Source organism: Streptomyces sp. Ac-502 (assembly GCF_045222935.1).
Classification (GTDB): domain Bacteria; phylum Actinomycetota; class Actinomycetes; order Streptomycetales; family Streptomycetaceae; genus Streptomyces; species Streptomyces monomycini.
Window position 1 is genome coordinate 2,465,563 of the sequence record NZ_JBHFFO010000001.1, and the last position, 15,597, is coordinate 2,481,159.

At 71.5% G+C, this 15,597-nt stretch carries 13 protein-coding genes and 2 pseudogenes; 3 read left to right on the forward strand and 12 right to left on the reverse strand.

Features of this window, described 5'->3' with window-relative positions:
* Window positions 1–239 precede the first annotated feature (239 nt).
* From ACEXOX_RS11110 to ACEXOX_RS11130, 5 genes are all read right to left on the reverse strand, one after another.
* Window positions 240–875, reverse strand: coding sequence for a GNAT family N-acetyltransferase (locus ACEXOX_RS11110; RefSeq protein WP_406520237.1), 636 nt, complete (start codon window positions 873–875; stop codon window positions 240–242).
* 193 nt (window positions 876–1,068) lie between these two features.
* The gene (locus ACEXOX_RS11115; RefSeq protein ID WP_406520239.1) at window positions 1,069–1,929 is read right to left on the reverse strand and encodes a MetQ/NlpA family ABC transporter substrate-binding protein; all 861 of its coding nucleotides are present in this window, start codon (window positions 1,927–1,929) and stop codon (window positions 1,069–1,071) included.
* A 105-nt stretch (window positions 1,930–2,034) separates the two neighbouring features.
* The gene (locus ACEXOX_RS11120; RefSeq protein WP_406520240.1) at window positions 2,035–2,814 is read right to left on the reverse strand and encodes a methionine ABC transporter permease; all 780 of its coding nucleotides are present in this window, start codon (window positions 2,812–2,814) and stop codon (window positions 2,035–2,037) included.
* Entirely contained in the window at window positions 2,811–3,872 is a 1,062-nt protein-coding gene (locus ACEXOX_RS11125; protein ID WP_406520242.1) for a methionine ABC transporter ATP-binding protein, read from the reverse strand. Before ACEXOX_RS11125 ends, ACEXOX_RS11120 begins: the two co-directional genes overlap by 4 nt.
* Window positions 3,873–4,270: 398 nt before the next feature.
* The gene (locus tag ACEXOX_RS11130; RefSeq protein WP_406520244.1) at window positions 4,271–4,918 is read right to left on the reverse strand and encodes an HAD family hydrolase; all 648 of its coding nucleotides are present in this window, start codon (window positions 4,916–4,918) and stop codon (window positions 4,271–4,273) included.
* A 240-nt stretch (window positions 4,919–5,158) separates the two neighbouring features.
* Between ACEXOX_RS11130 and ACEXOX_RS11135 the strand changes: the two are divergent.
* A pseudogene (locus ACEXOX_RS11135) lies at window positions 5,159–5,526 on the forward strand (hypothetical protein).
* A pseudogene (locus ACEXOX_RS11140) lies at window positions 5,519–5,970 on the forward strand (hypothetical protein). Before ACEXOX_RS11135 ends, ACEXOX_RS11140 begins: the two co-directional pseudogenes overlap by 8 nt.
* Before the next feature lie 40 nt (window positions 5,971–6,010).
* Here the strand turns inward: ACEXOX_RS11140 and ACEXOX_RS11145 are convergent.
* Both ACEXOX_RS11145 and ACEXOX_RS11150 read right to left on the reverse strand, forming a co-directional pair.
* Window positions 6,011–6,529, reverse strand: coding sequence for a GNAT family N-acetyltransferase (locus ACEXOX_RS11145; protein ID WP_406520245.1), 519 nt, complete (start codon window positions 6,527–6,529; stop codon window positions 6,011–6,013).
* Between the two features lie 769 nt (window positions 6,530–7,298).
* Window positions 7,299–8,447 carry a glycerophosphodiester phosphodiesterase gene (locus ACEXOX_RS11150; protein ID WP_406520247.1) on the reverse strand — a complete coding sequence of 383 codons (1,149 nt, stop codon included), beginning with the start codon at window positions 8,445–8,447 and terminating at the stop codon, window positions 7,299–7,301.
* Window positions 8,448–8,699: 252 nt separating this feature from the next.
* Between ACEXOX_RS11150 and ACEXOX_RS11155 the strand changes: the two genes are divergently transcribed.
* Window positions 8,700–9,368, forward strand: a complete 669-nt coding sequence (locus ACEXOX_RS11155) for a lysophospholipid acyltransferase family protein (RefSeq protein WP_406520249.1) — start codon at window positions 8,700–8,702, stop codon at window positions 9,366–9,368.
* 110 nt (window positions 9,369–9,478) lie between these two features.
* Here the strand turns inward: ACEXOX_RS11155 and ACEXOX_RS11160 are convergent, their stop codons facing one another.
* The 5 genes from ACEXOX_RS11160 to argH form a co-directional block, all read right to left on the reverse strand.
* A complete protein-coding gene (locus ACEXOX_RS11160; RefSeq protein WP_406526296.1) occupies window positions 9,479–10,030 on the reverse strand; it encodes a 5'-nucleotidase C-terminal domain-containing protein in 552 nt (183 codons plus the stop codon).
* Between the two features lie 41 nt (window positions 10,031–10,071).
* Complete coding sequence (locus ACEXOX_RS11165; RefSeq protein WP_406520251.1) at window positions 10,072–11,439, reverse strand: bifunctional metallophosphatase/5'-nucleotidase; 1,368 nt, start codon at window positions 11,437–11,439, stop codon at window positions 10,072–10,074.
* A gap of 363 nt (window positions 11,440–11,802) precedes the next feature.
* On the reverse strand, window positions 11,803–13,395 hold the full coding sequence (locus tag ACEXOX_RS11170; RefSeq protein ID WP_406520253.1) for an MFS transporter: 1,593 nt from the start codon (window positions 13,393–13,395) through the stop codon (window positions 11,803–11,805).
* Window positions 13,392–13,943, reverse strand: coding sequence for a TetR/AcrR family transcriptional regulator (locus ACEXOX_RS11175; protein ID WP_406520254.1), 552 nt, complete (start codon window positions 13,941–13,943; stop codon window positions 13,392–13,394). Before ACEXOX_RS11175 ends, ACEXOX_RS11170 begins: the two co-directional genes overlap by 4 nt.
* Window positions 13,944–14,115: 172 nt before the next feature.
* Window positions 14,116–15,543, reverse strand: a complete 1,428-nt coding sequence (gene argH / locus ACEXOX_RS11180; protein WP_406520255.1) for an argininosuccinate lyase — start codon at window positions 15,541–15,543, stop codon at window positions 14,116–14,118.
* Between the last annotated feature and the right edge of the window lie 54 nt (window positions 15,544–15,597).

Genomic DNA, 15,597 nt, shown 5'->3' on the forward strand with positions numbered 1-15,597 from the left:
CGCACCCGCCGGGCGCCTCGCGCGGCGGCGGTCAGCCGGTCACGGCGTCCTGTGGGCAGGCCGAGACTACCCCGAGAGGTCCGGACCACAGGGAAGCGGGCCGGGGCGCCGGTGGCCGGAACCGCCCGGTCGCGCGGGCCGCCGGCGCGGGCGCCGGGCCGTTCCCGCCGCACGGACCCCGCCGGACGGACCCCGGCGGACGGGCCCCGGCACAAGGCGAACGGCCCCCGCGGACCGTCTCAGTGCCACTCGGGATAGGCGAAGCCGTTGGCGTCGGCCATCCGGCCCGGTACGCCGTCGAGGTCCTCGGGCAGCAGGCTCCACACGATCAGATCCGTACGGATGTCCGCCCAGCCGCCGTCCTCGGTGCGCGAGCGGGCTATCCAGGCGTTGCGCAGCACGCCCTCGCTGATGCAGCCGACCTTCTGGGCCACCTGCTGGGCGGCGGTGTTGTCGGCGGCGGTGCGCAGCTCGACCCGTTCGAACTTCTGGTCCCTGAAGAGCCACTGCGCGACGGCGAGGACGGATTCGGAGGCGTAGCCCTCGCCGCGCGCCCAGGGGGCGGTGATGTAGGCGATCTCGGTGCTCAGGATCCGCCAGTCGGTGCGGTCGAGTTCGACCGTGCCGACGAGGCGCTGGGTGAGGAACTCGGTGACGGCGAAGGCGATGCCGCGGCCTTCGGTGCGGACCGCGGCGGACCGGCGGGTGGCCCAGTCACGGGCGGTGTCGGTGGTGTACGGCTGCGGCCGCGCCGTCCAGGCGGCGGTCAGCTCGTCGTTCATCATCTCGGTGAGCGCGGGCACGTCGGCCTCTTCGAAAGGGCGAAGCACCAACCGATCCGTGCTGATGGAGATGTCCGGAAAGGTGGATGTCATGCCGCTGCTCCAACGCCGTTGACCGTGCTGCTCCGAAGTTCGGGCCCTGTTGACCGTCTTGAGTGCACCAGGATGCAGCATCCGACCGGGGATGTGCCACGCACGCGGGCCCCGGTGGCGCACGGAGCGCCTCCGGGGCCCGTCGTCTGCCGGACTCGACCGTCCCTACGGTGCTGACCTGCGGTGACGGCGATCAGCTCTGGGGCGCGCCGAAGGCCGGGATCACCGAGCCGTCCGTGTACTTGTCCTCGATGAACTTCTTGACCTCGGGCGAGTTCAGCAACTTCGCCAGCTTCTTGATCCGCGGGTCGTCCTCGTTGCCCTTCTTGACGGCCAGGAAGTTGGCGTACGGGTTGCCGTCGGCCTTCTCCAGGGCGAGCGCGTCGGTGGAGGGCTTGAGCTGGGCGCCGATGGCGAAGTTGCCGTTGATGACGGCGGCGTCCACGTCGGCCAGGCGCGGCGCGACCTGGCCGGCCTCCAGCTCGGTGAGCTTGATGCCCTTGGCGTCCTCGACGTCGGTCAGCTTCGCGTCGGAGCCGACGCCCTTCTTGAGGGTGATGACGCCGTTGTCGGCGAGCAGCTTGAGCGCGCGGCCCTCGTTGGACGGGTCGTTGGGCACCGAGACGGTGTTGCCGGGCTGCAGCTCGGAGAGCTTCTCGACCTTCTTCGAGTACACGCCGAGCGGCTCTATGGCGACGTTGACGACCGGCACGACGTGGGTGCCGTTCTTCTTGTTGTAGGTGTCCAGGAACGGCTTGTGCTGGAAGAAGTTCGCGTCGACCTGGCCGTCCTCGGTGACCTTGTTCGGCAGGTTGTAGTCGTTGAACTCCTTCACCTCCAGCTTGAGCCCTTCCTTCGCCGCGAGCTTGTCGCGGACGAAGTTGAGGATCGCCCCGTGCGGGGTGGGGCTGGCGGCGACGGTCAGCGGCGCGCTGCTGTCCGCCTTCTTGCCTCCGGAGGAGGAGACGTCGGATGGCGCGCTGCAGGCGCCGGCGCCGAGGGCGACGGCTGCCGCGGCGACGACGGCCACGGTGATGTTGCGGGTGGTACGCACGAAGAGTGCCCCTATCTCGGTTTCTCGGTCGCGCGGGGCCGGCGGCTCCGCGCGGGGTGCGCCCGGCAAAGGGTCCGGGCTCAAGAGGGTCCGCTGGACCCGGTCTCAGGCGCCGACGCGCTCCTGCGGGGCGTCGGTGGCGGGTGCGGTCCCGGCGGGCTCCCCGGCCGCGGTGGCCGGGGCGGGCGCCTTGCGCAGTCCGACGCGTACGGCGGAGGAGCCGCGGCTGCCGCGGCGGGCCAGCCTGCGCACGATCAGGTCGCCGAGCAGCTGGACGGCGATGACCAGGACGATCAGCAGCACGATGGTGATGACCATGAGGTTGGTCTCGTACTGGAGGTAGCCGTAGGTGTAGGCCAGGTTGCCCAGGCCGCCGCCGCCCACCGCGCCGGCGATGGCGGAGTAGCCGATCAGCGTGATGACGGTGGTGGTCACGGCCGCGACCAGCGCGGGCAGGGCCTGCGGCAGCAGCACCTTGAAGACGATGGTCCAGGTGCCGCCGCCCATCGACTGGGCGGCCTCGACCAGCCCGTGGTCGACCTCGCGCAGCGCGGCCTCGACGAGCCGGGCGAAGAACGGGATGGCGGCGATGACCAGGGGCACGACCGCGCCCGTGGGGCCGATCGAGACGCCGACGAGCAGGCGCGTGAAGGGGATCAGCGCGACCATCAGGATCAGGAAGGGGAAGGACCGGCCGATGTTCACCACCGCGCCGATGATCTTGTTGACCACGACGTTCTGCAGGATGCCGCCGCGGTCGGTCAGGATCAGCAGGACGCCGAGCGGGACGCCGAACAGGACGGCGTAGAACGTCGACCACCACACCATGAAGAGTGTGTCGAGCGTGTTGTTGTACAGCAGCGGCTGCATCTGCGACCAGGTCACTTGGCACCTTCCTTCACCAGCGCGCCGGCGGGCGCCGTCGTCGCGGACTCGGCCGGGTCGCCGGCCACGTCCACCTGGAGGCCCTGCTCGCGCAGGAAGCCGATGGGCACGACGTTGTCCTCGAAGCGGCCGGGCAGCTCGATGCGCATCCGGCCGATCTGCTTGCCGCCGACGGTGTCCATGGCGGCGCCCAGGATGGAGATGTCCACGTTGTACGTACGGGACAGCTCGGAGATCACCGGGCGGGTGGCGGCCTCGCCGTGGAAGGTGACGTCCACGACGGTACGGTCCGGGCCGGAGGGCTCGCCGCCGACCGGGAACAGCTCGCGGGCCAGTTCGGAGCCGGGGGTGGCGAGCAGTTCCGAGACGGTGCCCTGCTCGATGACGCGGCCGTTCTTCATCAGCGCGGCCGAGTCGCAGATCGTCTTGACGACGTCCATCTCGTGCGTGATCAGCAGCACGGTCAGGCCGAGCTGGCGGTTGAGGTCGCGCAGCAGCTGGAGGATGGAGCGGGTGGTCTCCGGGTCCAGGGCGCTGGTGGCCTCGTCGGAGAGCAGCACCTTGGGGTCGCCGGCCAGGGCGCGGGCGATGCCGACGCGCTGCTTCTGGCCGCCGGAGAGCTGGGCGGGGTACGCCTTGGCCTTGTCGGCGAGGCCAACCAGGTCGAGCAGTTCCAGCGCCTTGCGGGAGCGCTCGCGGCGGTCGACCTTGAGGATCTCCAGCGGCAGCTCGATGTTGTCCTGGACGGTGCGCGAGGACAGCAGGTTGAAGTGCTGGAAGACCATGCCGATGTGGCTGCGCGCGGCACGCAGCGCGGCGTTGGCGCGCTGTCCGTTCCCGGCCAGCGAAGTCAGCTCCTGCCCGGCGACGGTGACCGTGCCGGAGGTGGGGCGCTCCAGGAGGTTGACGCAGCGGATGAGGGTGGATTTTCCGGCGCCGCTCTGGCCGATGACGCCGTACACCTCGCCCTCGCGGACGTGCAGATCGACGCCGTCCAGGGCGGTGACTTCGCGGTCTCCTGAGCGGTAGACCTTGGTCAGGCCCGTTGTGGTGATCACTGGGAATTCCGTCACTGTCGTGTGCCGGGCGGCTCGCCCGCCGGGCACGGGGCATTCATTGCGGAGTGCGGCATGGAGGACCGAGAGGGGGCGCTGTGGGCACGGTGGCCCGGCTTCGAGGTCCGGTGACGCGGGGCGGCCGGGGCCGTGGCGTACGGACGGGCGTACGGTTCGCACGGCGCAAGGCGGCGGGTCTCGCTTCGGGGCGCGAGGCTCGGCGGGGGCCCTCAGCGGTCACACATTCGACACATGCAACGAGCACCGGGCGTCAGGGGCGCCTCGGTCGCAGGGGTGCGGTTGCTCGTCGTGGTCATGTTCGCCAGTAAACCAGACAGGCGTACGGCCGGATCAAGCCTGTCCGTATGGCGGACAGGCCCGACCGAGGGGTGGACGGCCGGTCAGTCCGCCGTGACGATCTCCAGGCCGTCCGCCGTGGCCTGCACGGACACCGCCGACAGATCCTCGACGATCACGTCGGCGGACAGCTCGTCGGCCCGGTGCGTTGTGGTCAATGCCACGGTGGTCATTCCGGCCGCGCGGCCGGACCGCAGCCCGGCGGGCGCGTCCTCGAAGACCACGCAGTCGGCCGGGTCCACGCCCAGCCGCCGGGCGGCCAGCAGGAACGGCTCGGGGTCGGGCTTGCCGCGGGTGATGTCGTCGGCGGCTATCAGGGCCTTCGGGTGGATGCCGACCTCGGCGAGGCGGGCCTCCGCCAGGCGGGCCGTGGCGGAGGTGACGACCGCCCAGCGCTCCGGCGGCAGCTGCGCCAGCAGCGCGAGGGTGCCGGGCAGCGCGACCACGCCGCCCGCGACGTCCGCGACCTCCAGCTGCTCGATCCGGGCCAGCGCCTCCGGCACCCGGGCGGCAGGCAGCAGATCGCCGATGATCTCGGCGGCCGGCCGGCCGTGCAGCTCGACCCGGGCGAACTCCTCGGGTGTGATGCCGTACTCCTCGGCCCACCTGGCCCAGCAGCGGTTCACCGAGTCCATGGAGGAGACGAGGGTGCCGTCGTTGTCGAAAAGCAGTGCGGCCGCGGAGATCTTCATGCTGCGCCAGGGTACGTGACGCGGGGTGATCGGCCGGAAGGACAGCGGACGGCCGGCCGGAGGCACCGCGGACGGCCGCCGGAGCGGTCGCAGGCGGCCTGCCGGAGCGGCCGCGCCCGGCCGGCGGAGATCGTCCACGGGCGACCGGCGGGGCCGCGCGCTCCCGCCCCCGGCCGCCGATTAGCATCACCTCATGCCCCTTTTCTCCACTGCGCGCAGCCGCGCCGCGCGGAGGTCCCGGTGATCGACGCGCTGACGGCCGTGATCGGCGCGACCGCTCTCGCCCTGGCCGCCTGGTGCGGCTTCGCCGCGTACCGCGACGAGCCGACGAAGGACTGGCACTTCATCGGCATGGCCGTGGTCTCGCTGCTGGGCGTGGTCCAACTGGTCGTCGGGCTGGTGCGGTTGGGGGCGGCCAGACACCGCGGGACGGTACGGCGATCTTCGTCGCCTATCTGATCGGGGCGGCGGCCTGCGTACCGGCCACCGGCTTCCTGTCCCTCTCGGAGCGGACGCGCTGGGGCTCGGCCACCGTCGCCGCGGGCGCGGTGGTGCTCGCCGTACTGGAAGTGCGGCTGTTCGACATCTGGGGAGGCGGCCATGGCTGAGACATCCACGGGAGCCCGGTCCTCCGGGCCCGCGCCCGACGACACTGCCGGGGAGCGGCGCTCCCTGGGCACCGGCCCCGGGCGGCTGCTGGTGGCCCTGTACGGCGTCTTCACCGTCGCCGCCGCGTCGCGCGCGGCCTACCAGCTGATCGCGCAGTTCGACCGGGCGCCGCTGGCGTACATCCTGTCCGCGGTCTCCGCGGTGGTCTACGCCTTCATCCTGTTCTCGCTGGTACGCGGCGGGGAGGGGCCCGCAGGGCGGCGGTCGTGTGCTGCGCGCTGGAGCTGCTCGGCGTGCTCGGCGTCGGCACGTGGACGCTGGTGGACCGCTCCGCCTTCCCGGACGCCACGGTCTGGTCGAACTTCGGCATGGGCTACCTCTTCATCCCGATCTTCCTGCCGGTGACCGGTCTGCTCTGGCTGCGGCGGGCCCGCCGGGCGTGACGCGCTCCCCGGCGGACCCTCGCGGTACGGGGCCGGCCGGTCAGGCGCTCGCCACGTAGTCCTGCGGCGTGCCTTCCGCGACGGCCGCCTCCTTCTCCAGCGTGACCCGGCTGAGCCGGGGGCTGACCTGCTCGGTGCCGACGGGGACGTAACCGTGGCCGCGGTACAGGCGCAGGTTGCCCTCGCTGCGGTGCCCGGCGGTCAGCCGGTAACGCTTGGCCGAGCGCTCCGTGGTCAGCCGCTCCTCGACGGCGGTCAGCAGCCGCCCGCCGAGTCCGTGCCGCTGCATCCGCGGGTGGACGACGAGCGTGCCGATGGCGGCGGTGCCGTCGGCGTCGACCGTGCCGCGTACCGCCCCGACGACCTCCGTGCCGAGCCGGGCCACCACCACGCAGGCGTCGCTCAGTTCGGCACGCAGGTCATCCAGGGTCTGGGTGAGCGGCTGGATCGAGTAGTCGTCGTACAGCGCGGCCTCCGGCTGGTAGCAGAGGTACTGGAGTTTGAGGATCTGCTCGGCGTCCTGGTCGGTCGCTGCCGATACGGTCACGCTCATGCCCATGCGCGTTTGCCTCCCCTTGTTCGGTTCGGTGCGCCCGGGCGCGCAGAGGGTGCGAGGGTACGCCCGGACCGGTTGCCCTGACCGACGGCTCCGTGGGGTGCACGCCGCCGTCGTGGCGTGACTGACGCTGCTGCTTCCGGAGTCCCCGGTTTCGCGCAGCGGCAACCTCCGCCGTGAGCATTCTGCGCAGGCATTCCAGGCAACGGGAACGGACCGGCCCCAAGCTCCCCTGTGACATTCCCAACGCGGCGGAGATTTCGCGGTAGGTGAGGTCGGAGCGCGACAACAGGACACGCACCAGGGCGGGACAGCGTCCGGGGAGCCGTTCGACGGTGGCGAGCAGCGCCCGCCGCGCCTCGGCCTCCAGGGCCGCGCGTTCGGCGACGGCGGCGATCCGGGGCTGCGGTCCGGTGGGGTCGTACGGGATCTCCCACAGCGCCACCCGCCGTGCGCCGCGGGCCTCGGCGCGGACCGCGCGGCGTAGCCACCGGGCGGGTTCGGCGGGTGGTCCGGCCGCGCGGGTGTGTTCCAGCAGCCGGGCCCACACGCCCTGTTCGAGGTCTTCGGCGTCGGCTCCCGCGGCGGCCGCTTCGGCCGCGACTTCGGCGGCGAGCAGGGGGCGCAGCGTACGAATGAGGTCGTCGTCCGGGGTGGCGTGCCGCATGGCGTACGAGACGTGGCGGCGGGCCGGGTGGTTTCACCGGTGCCACGGCCTCACTCGTCCGTGGCACCGGCGGTCGTGGGGTGACGCCGTGCGGCGCCCCGCCGGTCAGTGCTTGCGGAACTCCGCGGCGGCCAGCAGCGCCGTGTCGCAGTTGTCGGAGAAGAGGCCGTCGATGCCGGTGGCCAGGCACTTCTTGAAGTAGCCCAGCGCGTCGCCGTACGCGTTCGGGTCGGTGCCGCGGCGGAAGTCGGCGGGCAGGAAGGTGTTCTCGTTGCGGCCGGTGTAGGGGTGCAGGACCAGTCCGGCGGCGTGCGCGTCCTTGACCACGGAGGAGGGCTTGCCCAGCTTGTCGTCCTCGGTGCGCGGGAGGATGACGGTCAGGTCCGGGCCGATGCCCTGCGCGAAGCCGGAGATCCACTTCAGGCCGGCGGGCTTGACCAGGTCTGCGGTGGTGCGCGGGTCGCCCGCCACCTCGAAGTCCCAGGGGCGGTCCTTGAGGGTGCCCAGCAGGACGACCTTGGGGCAGGCGACGAGCTTGTCGAGCCGCTGGATGCTGCTGGGCTCGAAGGACTGCAGGAAGTTGGGCGAGTGCTTCTTGTGCCGTCCGTACTTGCGCAGCAGCCGGGCGAGACGTTCCTCCAGGCCCAGGCCGAGCTTGCGGAAGTAGGTGGGGTGCTTGGTCTCGATGTGCAGCCAGATGCGGCGGCCGCGCTTGCGGCCCTCGCGGTCGGCCCACTTCAGCACCTCTTCGAAGGTGGGTACGTCCCACACGCCGTCATAAAGGGTGTTGTGCTGCCGGGTGCCCGGAATGCGCTCCTTCGCCCGGAGCGTCTTCAGCTCGGCGAGGGTGAAGTCCTCGGTGAACCAGCCGGTGAGCTTGGCCCCGTCGACCGTCTTCGTCGTCTTGCGGGCCGCGAACTCCGGGTGCGCGGAAACGTCCGTGGTGGCCGTGATGTCGTTCTCGTGCCGGCAGACGAGGTGGCCGTCCTTGGTGGGCACGACGTCCTGCTCGATGACGTCCGCGCCCATGTCCAGCGCGAGCTGGTAGGAGCCGAAGGTGTGCTCGGGCCGGTAGCCGCTGGCGCCGCGGTGGCCGACGATCAGCGGTACGGGCAGCTCGCCGTGCGCGCCGTGGCCGCGCCCGCGGGAACTCGCGGCGCTCGCCGTGCCGGTGCCGCCCCAGACCGCCGCGCCCGCGCCGAGGGCCGCCGCGCCCAGTACCGTCCGGCGTCCCGGCTGCTGCCGTTCCTGCATGATCGCGCTCCTTGCTCCAGGGCACCGGTGAGGGTGTCCGGCACCTGACAATGGGGTCGGGGCGATCCTAGGCACGTACACCTTTCGAACGGGAGACCTGCCCCCCAACGCGCGGGAAACCCATGTCAACTCTGCGTATCGCTCCCGTGAACCCGATGTGCGATCGAGGCCGGCCGACGAGTATCGTCCTGGGCTGCATACTCGTGCACGCTCGCGGCGGCCGCCGCAGACCATCCACGACCGGAGGGCCCGTTGTCCCGCATTCTGCTGAAGGCGTTCCTCGGATTCGTCATGCGTGTCCTGTTCCGCCCGAAGGTCGAGGGCGCGGAGCGCATCCCGGGCAGTGGACCGGTGATCCTGGCCGGCAACCACGTCACCTTCATCGACTCGCTCTTCCTCTCCCTCATCGTCAAGCGCCAGGTGTTCTTCATCGGCAAGGACGAGTATGTGAACGGCAAGGGCTTCAAGGGCCGGCTGATGGCCTGGTTCTTCACCACCGCCGGCATGATCCCGGTGGACCGGGACGGCGGGCACGGCGGTGTCGCCGCGCTGATGACCGGCCGCCGCATCCTGGACGAGGGCAAGATCTTCGGCATCTACCCCGAGGGCACCCGCTCCCCCGACGGCCGGCTGTACCGCGGCCGTACCGGCATCGCCCGCCTCGCCCTGATGACCGGCGCGCCCGTCGTGCCGTTCGCGATGATCGGCACCGACAAGGTGCAGCCCGGCGGCAAGGGCCGCCCGCACGTGGCGCCGGTGACCTGCCGCTTCGGTGAGCCGCTGGACTTCTCCCGCTACGAGGGCATGGACCGGGACCGCTACGTGCTGCGCGCCGTCACCGACGAGGTGATGAGCGACGTCATGGAGCTGTCCGGCCAGGAGTACGTGGACATGTACGCCACCAAGGCCCGCGCGGCCTGACCACCGCCGAGAACCCGCATCGCGCAGGCCCCGTCCGGTCCCGGACGGGGCCTGCGTGCTGCTGCCGCGGCACTTCTTCCGTACGGCCGTCCTTCGCCCGTCCCGTGCGGTTAGCAGGGCACGCGGAATCCTTCCGCCGAGGGCCGCCCGGCGGCGAGCACCGCGGCCTCCGCCCGGGGCAGCACCTTGCCGTCCGCGCTGCGCAGCCGCGGCGGGACCGTGGTCGCGCCGATCCGCGCGCCCGGTGCGCTGCTGTTCTTCACCGTCACCCGGTCCAGCGGCGCGGGTTCGATGCGGCCGCGCTCCTTGACGTACGTCACGAAGCTCTCGAAGTCGCGGTTGTGCCGGAAGGGCCGGGTGAAGCCGGTGAACGCCGGATACCCGTCCTGGTTGAGCAGCGTGTACGACGGCGCCGCGACGCGGTACGTGCGGGACACGTCCAGCGCGGTGCCGTCGATGAACACGTCGACCGGGTCGACCCGGTCGCCCGCCGGGCCCGTGGCGTCGAAGCTGTAGCGGACGTTGGCGGAGACGGCCAGCGGCGCGTACTTCAGACCGCCGCCGGCGGGCACGGTCCACTGCTGCTCCAGCGCGTCGTGGAGCTGCTGCCCGGTGACGGTGGCCGTGACGATCGGGTCGCCGAAGCCGACCGCGTTCCACACCTTGCCGAAGGCGACCGTGCCGTTCGTCGCGGCGTCGTACGTCAGGTCCCCGGCGATGATGGCCTGCCCGATGCGCGGCGCGATGGCGATGAGGGCCAGGTCGGCGGGGACCGGGGGTCGAGGTTGGCGTCGTTCATCGGGCCCTGCGGCTGCCGCCCGGCCCACAGCGCCCAGTCGGCCACCAGGTCGCCCATGGTGGACTCGCCCGCCGCGTTGCGGGTCCGGGTGAAGGAGGCGGACTGCTTGCCCAGGGGCACCGCGGCGCGCCGGGTCCCGTACCCGGCCCAGTACTTGACGACGTCCGACAGCTCCGGATGGGGCGCCACGTCGCGGGTATTGGGGTGGTTGGTGGAGGTGGTCAGCTCCCGGACGACCTTGCCGGTGCCCGGGTCCAGCCGGAGACTGATCTCGTTGACGATCTGGCCGTGGCAGCCGGCCTCGACGAACGGGCGGGGCACGCCGCCGGGGTCGGGAACCATCATGTTGAAGGCGGTGTGCCAGTGGCCGCACACGATGGCGTCGATGTCCGGCGAGCAGCGCAGCGCCAGTTCGTAGGCGGGGCCCGAGGGGTTGGTGCCGCTGTTGAAGTCGCCGCCGGCCACCGCGCCGTCGTGCAGGCTGAGCACGATCGCGTTGACGCCGCGGGACTTCAGCTCTGCGGCGCAGCGGTCGGCGGTGGCCAGCGGGTCCAGCGTGCGCAGCCCCGGCTGGTAGGAGGCCGGCATGGTCTCGGTGCCGAGGGCGGTCAGGTGGATGAAGCCGACCGGCAGCCGACGTCCCTGTCCGGCGTCCACCCACTCGATGTTGTACGGCGGCAGGACCCGTTCGCCGTTGCGGGCCCAGACCGTGTTGGCGCCGTAGTACGCGAAGTCGGCGCCGTGGAAACGCTGTCCGGAGGAGTCGACGAAGGAGTTGTCCCAGTCGACCGTCGGGTAGGAGATGCCGTCCACCATGTGCTGGGAGAGGAAGGCGGGCGACTTGTCGAACTCGTGGTTGCCGGCCGAGGCGAAGTCCAGGCCCATCCGGTTGAGGGCTTCGATGGTCGGTTCGTCGGCGAGCGACTCGGAGGCGAACTCCCAGCCGGAGAAGAGGTCTCCGGGCGCGAAGAAGAGGGAGTTGGCGCGGTCCGCCCGCAGCCGTTCGAGGTGCGCGGCCATGTAGGCCACGCCGCCCACGGTGTACTTCCTGCCACCGGCGCCGGTGATCACCGAGGTGCTGCCCGGAGCCGCCTGGAGATACCCGTGGAGATCGGTGATGTTGAGCAGTTGCACGTCCACGTACTCGTCGGCGGACCGCGCGTCGCGCGCGTGGCCCGAGGCGAAGGCGTGGGTGCCGACCGCGCTGGCGGTGGCCAGAGCCCCCGCCGCGGTGAGGAACATGCGTCTGCCGAGCTCTGCCAAGGTCGTCACCCTCCAGAGAGTGCCCGAGTGCGGGGGAACGACTGGAGAGTCAAACGAGCCATGGGGGCCTTCCGGCCCACACGAGACGGCCGGAATGTGAACGGACAGGGGACAACTGCCGTCCCCTGCCCGGTACCACGGGACACACGGATCGGTGAGGCACGCTCTCGTGAATCACCCGGATCGGTGATGCGCGTTGTCACGGATCACCCGGACCGGTGACGCTCCACCTCCCGCACCACCCGAATCAGCGACGCACGGCCTCCCGAACCACCCGGACCGGTGACACCCGGCCTTCCGAGCACCCGGACCGACGACGCACCACCTTCCGAGCCCCCGGATCAACGCCACACCGCCTTCCGAGCCCCCGGATCAGCGACGCGCGGCCTCGGCCTCGGGCTCCGGCTCCACTCCGGCGGAACCGTCCTCCAGCCGCTGCCCGCGCAGCAGGAACCACGCGGCGCAGGCAGCGGTGATCAGGACGGCCGCGCCGACCCCCGCCGCGGTGTCCAGACCGTCCACGAACGCGTGCTGGGCGGCCTTCAGCAGACTGTCCCCGGCGTCGGCCGGAAGGGTGCCGGACGCCTCGACGGCGCCGCCGAGCGACTCCCTGGCGGCGTCCGCGGTCGTCTCGGGCACGCCGTGCGGCGTGGCGAAATCCCGGTAGATGCTGGTGACGATGGAGCCGAGCAGGGCGATACCGAGGGCGGCGCCCAGTTCGTACGCCGTCTCCGAGACCGCGGACGCGGCGCCCGCCTGCTCCTTGGGCACGCTGGAGAGAATCACGTCGGCGGTGACGGTGAAGGCGAAGCCCGCCCCGACGCCGACGGCGAACAGGATCGCACCGAGGGTGAAGGTGCTGGTGTCCTGGCCCAGGCCGATGCAGCCGGCCAGGGCCAGGCCGACCACGCCCAGGCCGCCGGCGACGACGAGCCGTACGGACAGCCGCCGCGCGACGTATCCGGCGGCCAGCCCCGCGCCCACCGCGCCGATCGCGGCGGGCAGCTCGACCAGGCCCGCGTTGAGCGGCGAGCGCAGCTGCACCATCTGGAGGAACTGCGAGAGGAAGAAGACCAGGCCGGACAGGCCCAGGATGGTCAGCAGGTCGGCCAGTACGGCACCGGAGAAGCCGCGATGCTGGAAGAGCTTCATGTCCAGCAGCGGCGACTTCAGGGACCGCTGCCGGCGGACGAAGGTGACCAGCGCGAGCAGCCCGAGGACGGCGGCCGCCGCGATGTCCCAGCGGAAGCCGTGCACCGCTGCTTCCTTGACCGCGTAGACGACGCCGACCATGCCCACCAGGGACAGGCCCACGCTGGGCAGGTCCCACGGGCCCAGGTTCGGGTTGCGGGACTCCGGCAGCACCTTGACGCCGATGATCACCAGCAGCGCCATCACCGGCAGGTTGATCAGGAAGACCGAGCCCCACCAGAAGTGGCCCAGCAGGAAGCCGCCGAGCACCGGGCCGACGGCCGCGCCCGCCGAGGCCATGGCACCCCAGATGCCGATGGCCAGACTGCGTTCCTTGGGGTCGTGGAAGAGGTTGCGGATCAGCGCGAGGGTGGACGGCATCAGCGTCGCGCCCGCCACGCCCAGCAGCGCCCGCGCCACGATCATCATGGCCGGGCTGCCCGCGTACGCGGCCAGCACCGACATGGCGCCGAACACGACCGATCCGGTCAGCAGCAGCTTCTTGCGTCCGACGCGGTCACCGAGGCTGCCCATGGAGACCAGCAGACCGGCGATGACGAACGAGTAGACGTCGCCGATCCACAGCAGTTGGGTGCCGGACGGGCGCAGGTCCTCGCTGAGGAACGGGGTGGCCAGGCCCAGGACGGTGGCGTCCACGCCGACCAGCAGGACGGCGAGGACCAGGACGGCGAGCGCGAGCCAGCGTCCGGGGCGGGGCTGGTGCTCCGCGGTGGCGCCGGTGCGCTCCGCGGTCTCCTTGGCGGGCTTGCTCATTTCTCCATGCTCCGTCGGATGCCGCCGAGCAGCAGCTCGGCGATCGAGTGGTCGAGGTCTCTGCGGGCGACACGCCCTTCGTGCACGGCCCACGCGCCGGCGCCGATCAGTCCGTACAGCGCCTCGGTGAGCCAGACGGGCGTCAGGTCGATCCGGAAGTCGCCTTCCTCCTGGCCGCGCCGGAACAGGGCGTGGATACGGGCGTCCAGCCGTGCCCAGCCGTCGTTGACCTCCTCGCCCTCGAAGAGCTGGTTCTCGGTGTAGAGGAAGGACAGGAAACCGGCGATCGGCTCGGACTCGGTGATCAGCCGGCGCAGTGCGGTCACCGCGTCGTCCTCGTCGAGGCGAGCGGCGTCCAGCGCTCCGCCGAACTGCGCGATGCCCAGCTCCTCCAGCGCCTTGATCAGGGCGTCCCGGCCCGCGAAGTGGCGGTGGAGGGTGGCGCGGCTGATGCCGGCGGCCCTGGCGATCTCGTCCATGCCGGCGGTCGCCTTGCGGGTGAGCAGGCCGGCGGCTTCTTTCAGTACGTGTTCTCGATCAACGGCCATGAGACGTAGGGTACCCGAATGAGACACGAACGTCTCACGGCTTTCCGTCCCGCCCCTTCCCCACCCCGCAACGGCCGCGGCCCCTCCGGACAACTCCGAAGGGGCCGCGGCCCGAGCGCGAACACCGCCGCCCGGTGCTCGCACCCGCCGATTTCACGCAGGTGAACGGCGCTCAGCGCTTGGCGTCCGCCCACTCCCGCTGCGCGGCCAGGTCCGTCTTGACCTCCGCCAGCTGGACGGCGACGGCGGACGGGGCCGTGCCGCCCCGGCCACTGCGCGAGGCGAGTGCGCCGGCCACGTTCAGCACCGTCCGCACCTCAGGCGTCAGATGCGGCGAGATCGCGGCGAACTGCTCGTCGCTCAGCTCGTCCAGCTCGATGCCGTGCCGCTCGCACTCCTTGACGCACTCCCCCGCGACCTCGTGCGCCACCCGGAACGGCACACCCTGCCGTACGAGCCACTCGGCGATGTCGGTGGCCAGCGAGAACCCGGCCGGGGCCAGCTCCGCCATGCGCTCCCGGTTGACGGTCAGCGTCGCCATCATCCCGGTGAACGCCGGCAGCAGGATCTCCAGCTGGTCACAGGAGTCGAAGACCGGCTCCTTGTCCTCCTGGAGGTCCCGGTTGTACGCGAGCGGCAGCGCCTTCAGCGTGGCCATCAGGCCGGTCAGGTTGCCGACCAGCCGTCCGGACTTGCCGCGCGCCAGCTCGGCGATGTCCGGGTTCTTCTTCTGCGGCATGATCGAGGAGCCGGTGGAGAAGGCGTCGTGCAGGGTCACGAAGGAGAACTCCTTCGTGTTCCAGATGATGATCTCCTCGGCGATCCGGGACAGGTCCACACCGATCATCGCGGTGATGAAGGCGAACTCGGCGACGAAGTCCCGCGAGGCCGTCCCGTCGATGGAGTTGGCCGCACTGCCACCCTCGAACCCGAGGTCGGCGGCGACCGCCTCCGGGTCCAGGCCCAGCGAGGAACCCGCCAGCGCGCCCGATCCGTACGGCGAGACCGCCGTCCGCGCGTCCCACTGCCGCAGCCGCTCCGCGTTCCGCGACAGCGCCTGGACGTGCGCGAGGACGTGGTGCGCGAAGAGCACCGGCTGCGCGTGCTGGAGGTGCGTACGGCCCGGCATCGCCACCTCCGGATGCGCCTCCGCGAGACCGACCAGCGCCTCCTGGAGATCGGCGATCAGCCCGCCGATGATCCGGGCGTGGTCCCGCAGATACATCCGGAACAGCGTGGCGACCTGGTCGTTACGGGACCGCCCGGCCCGCAGCTTGCCGCCGAGGTCCGGACCGAGCCGCTCCAGCAGCCCCCGCTCCAGCGCGGTGTGCACGTCCTCGTCGGCGATGGTCCCGACAAAACCGCCGTCGGCGACATCCGCCTCCAGCTGATCCAGTCCCCCCAGCATCCGCGTCAGCTCGTCCTCGGTGAGCAGCCCCGCCTTGTGCAGCACACGCGCGTGGGCACGGGAACCGGCGATGTCGTACGGCGCCAGCCGCCAGTCGAAGTGGACGGAGGCGGACAGCTTCGCCAGGGCCTCGGCGGGCCCGTCGGCGAACCGGCCGCCCCAGAGCCGGACGTCACCGCTGTTGCTGCTCACTTGCTCAGCTCCTCGTGGATGGTGAGATGTACGGATCCCCGGCGGCCGGCGAAG

Excerpts from the sequence above, each read along its gene's own strand:
- ACEXOX_RS11130 (WP_406520244.1), bottom strand. The coding sequence starts at position 4,918 with ATGAAGATCTCCGCGGCCGCACTGCTTTTCGACAACGACGGCACCCTC.
- ACEXOX_RS11145 (WP_406520245.1), bottom strand. The coding sequence starts at position 6,529 with ATGGGCATGAGCGTGACCGTATCGGCAGCGACCGACCAGGACGCCGAG.
- ACEXOX_RS11150 (WP_406520247.1), bottom strand. The coding sequence starts at position 8,447 with ATGCAGGAACGGCAGCAGCCGGGACGCCGGACGGTACTGGGCGCGGCG.
- ACEXOX_RS11175 (WP_406520254.1), bottom strand. The coding sequence starts at position 13,943 with ATGGCCGTTGATCGAGAACACGTACTGAAAGAAGCCGCCGGCCTGCTC.
- ACEXOX_RS11110 (WP_406520237.1), bottom strand. The coding sequence starts at position 875 with ATGACATCCACCTTTCCGGACATCTCCATCAGCACGGATCGGTTGGTG.
- ACEXOX_RS11170 (WP_406520253.1), bottom strand. The coding sequence starts at position 13,395 with ATGAGCAAGCCCGCCAAGGAGACCGCGGAGCGCACCGGCGCCACCGCG.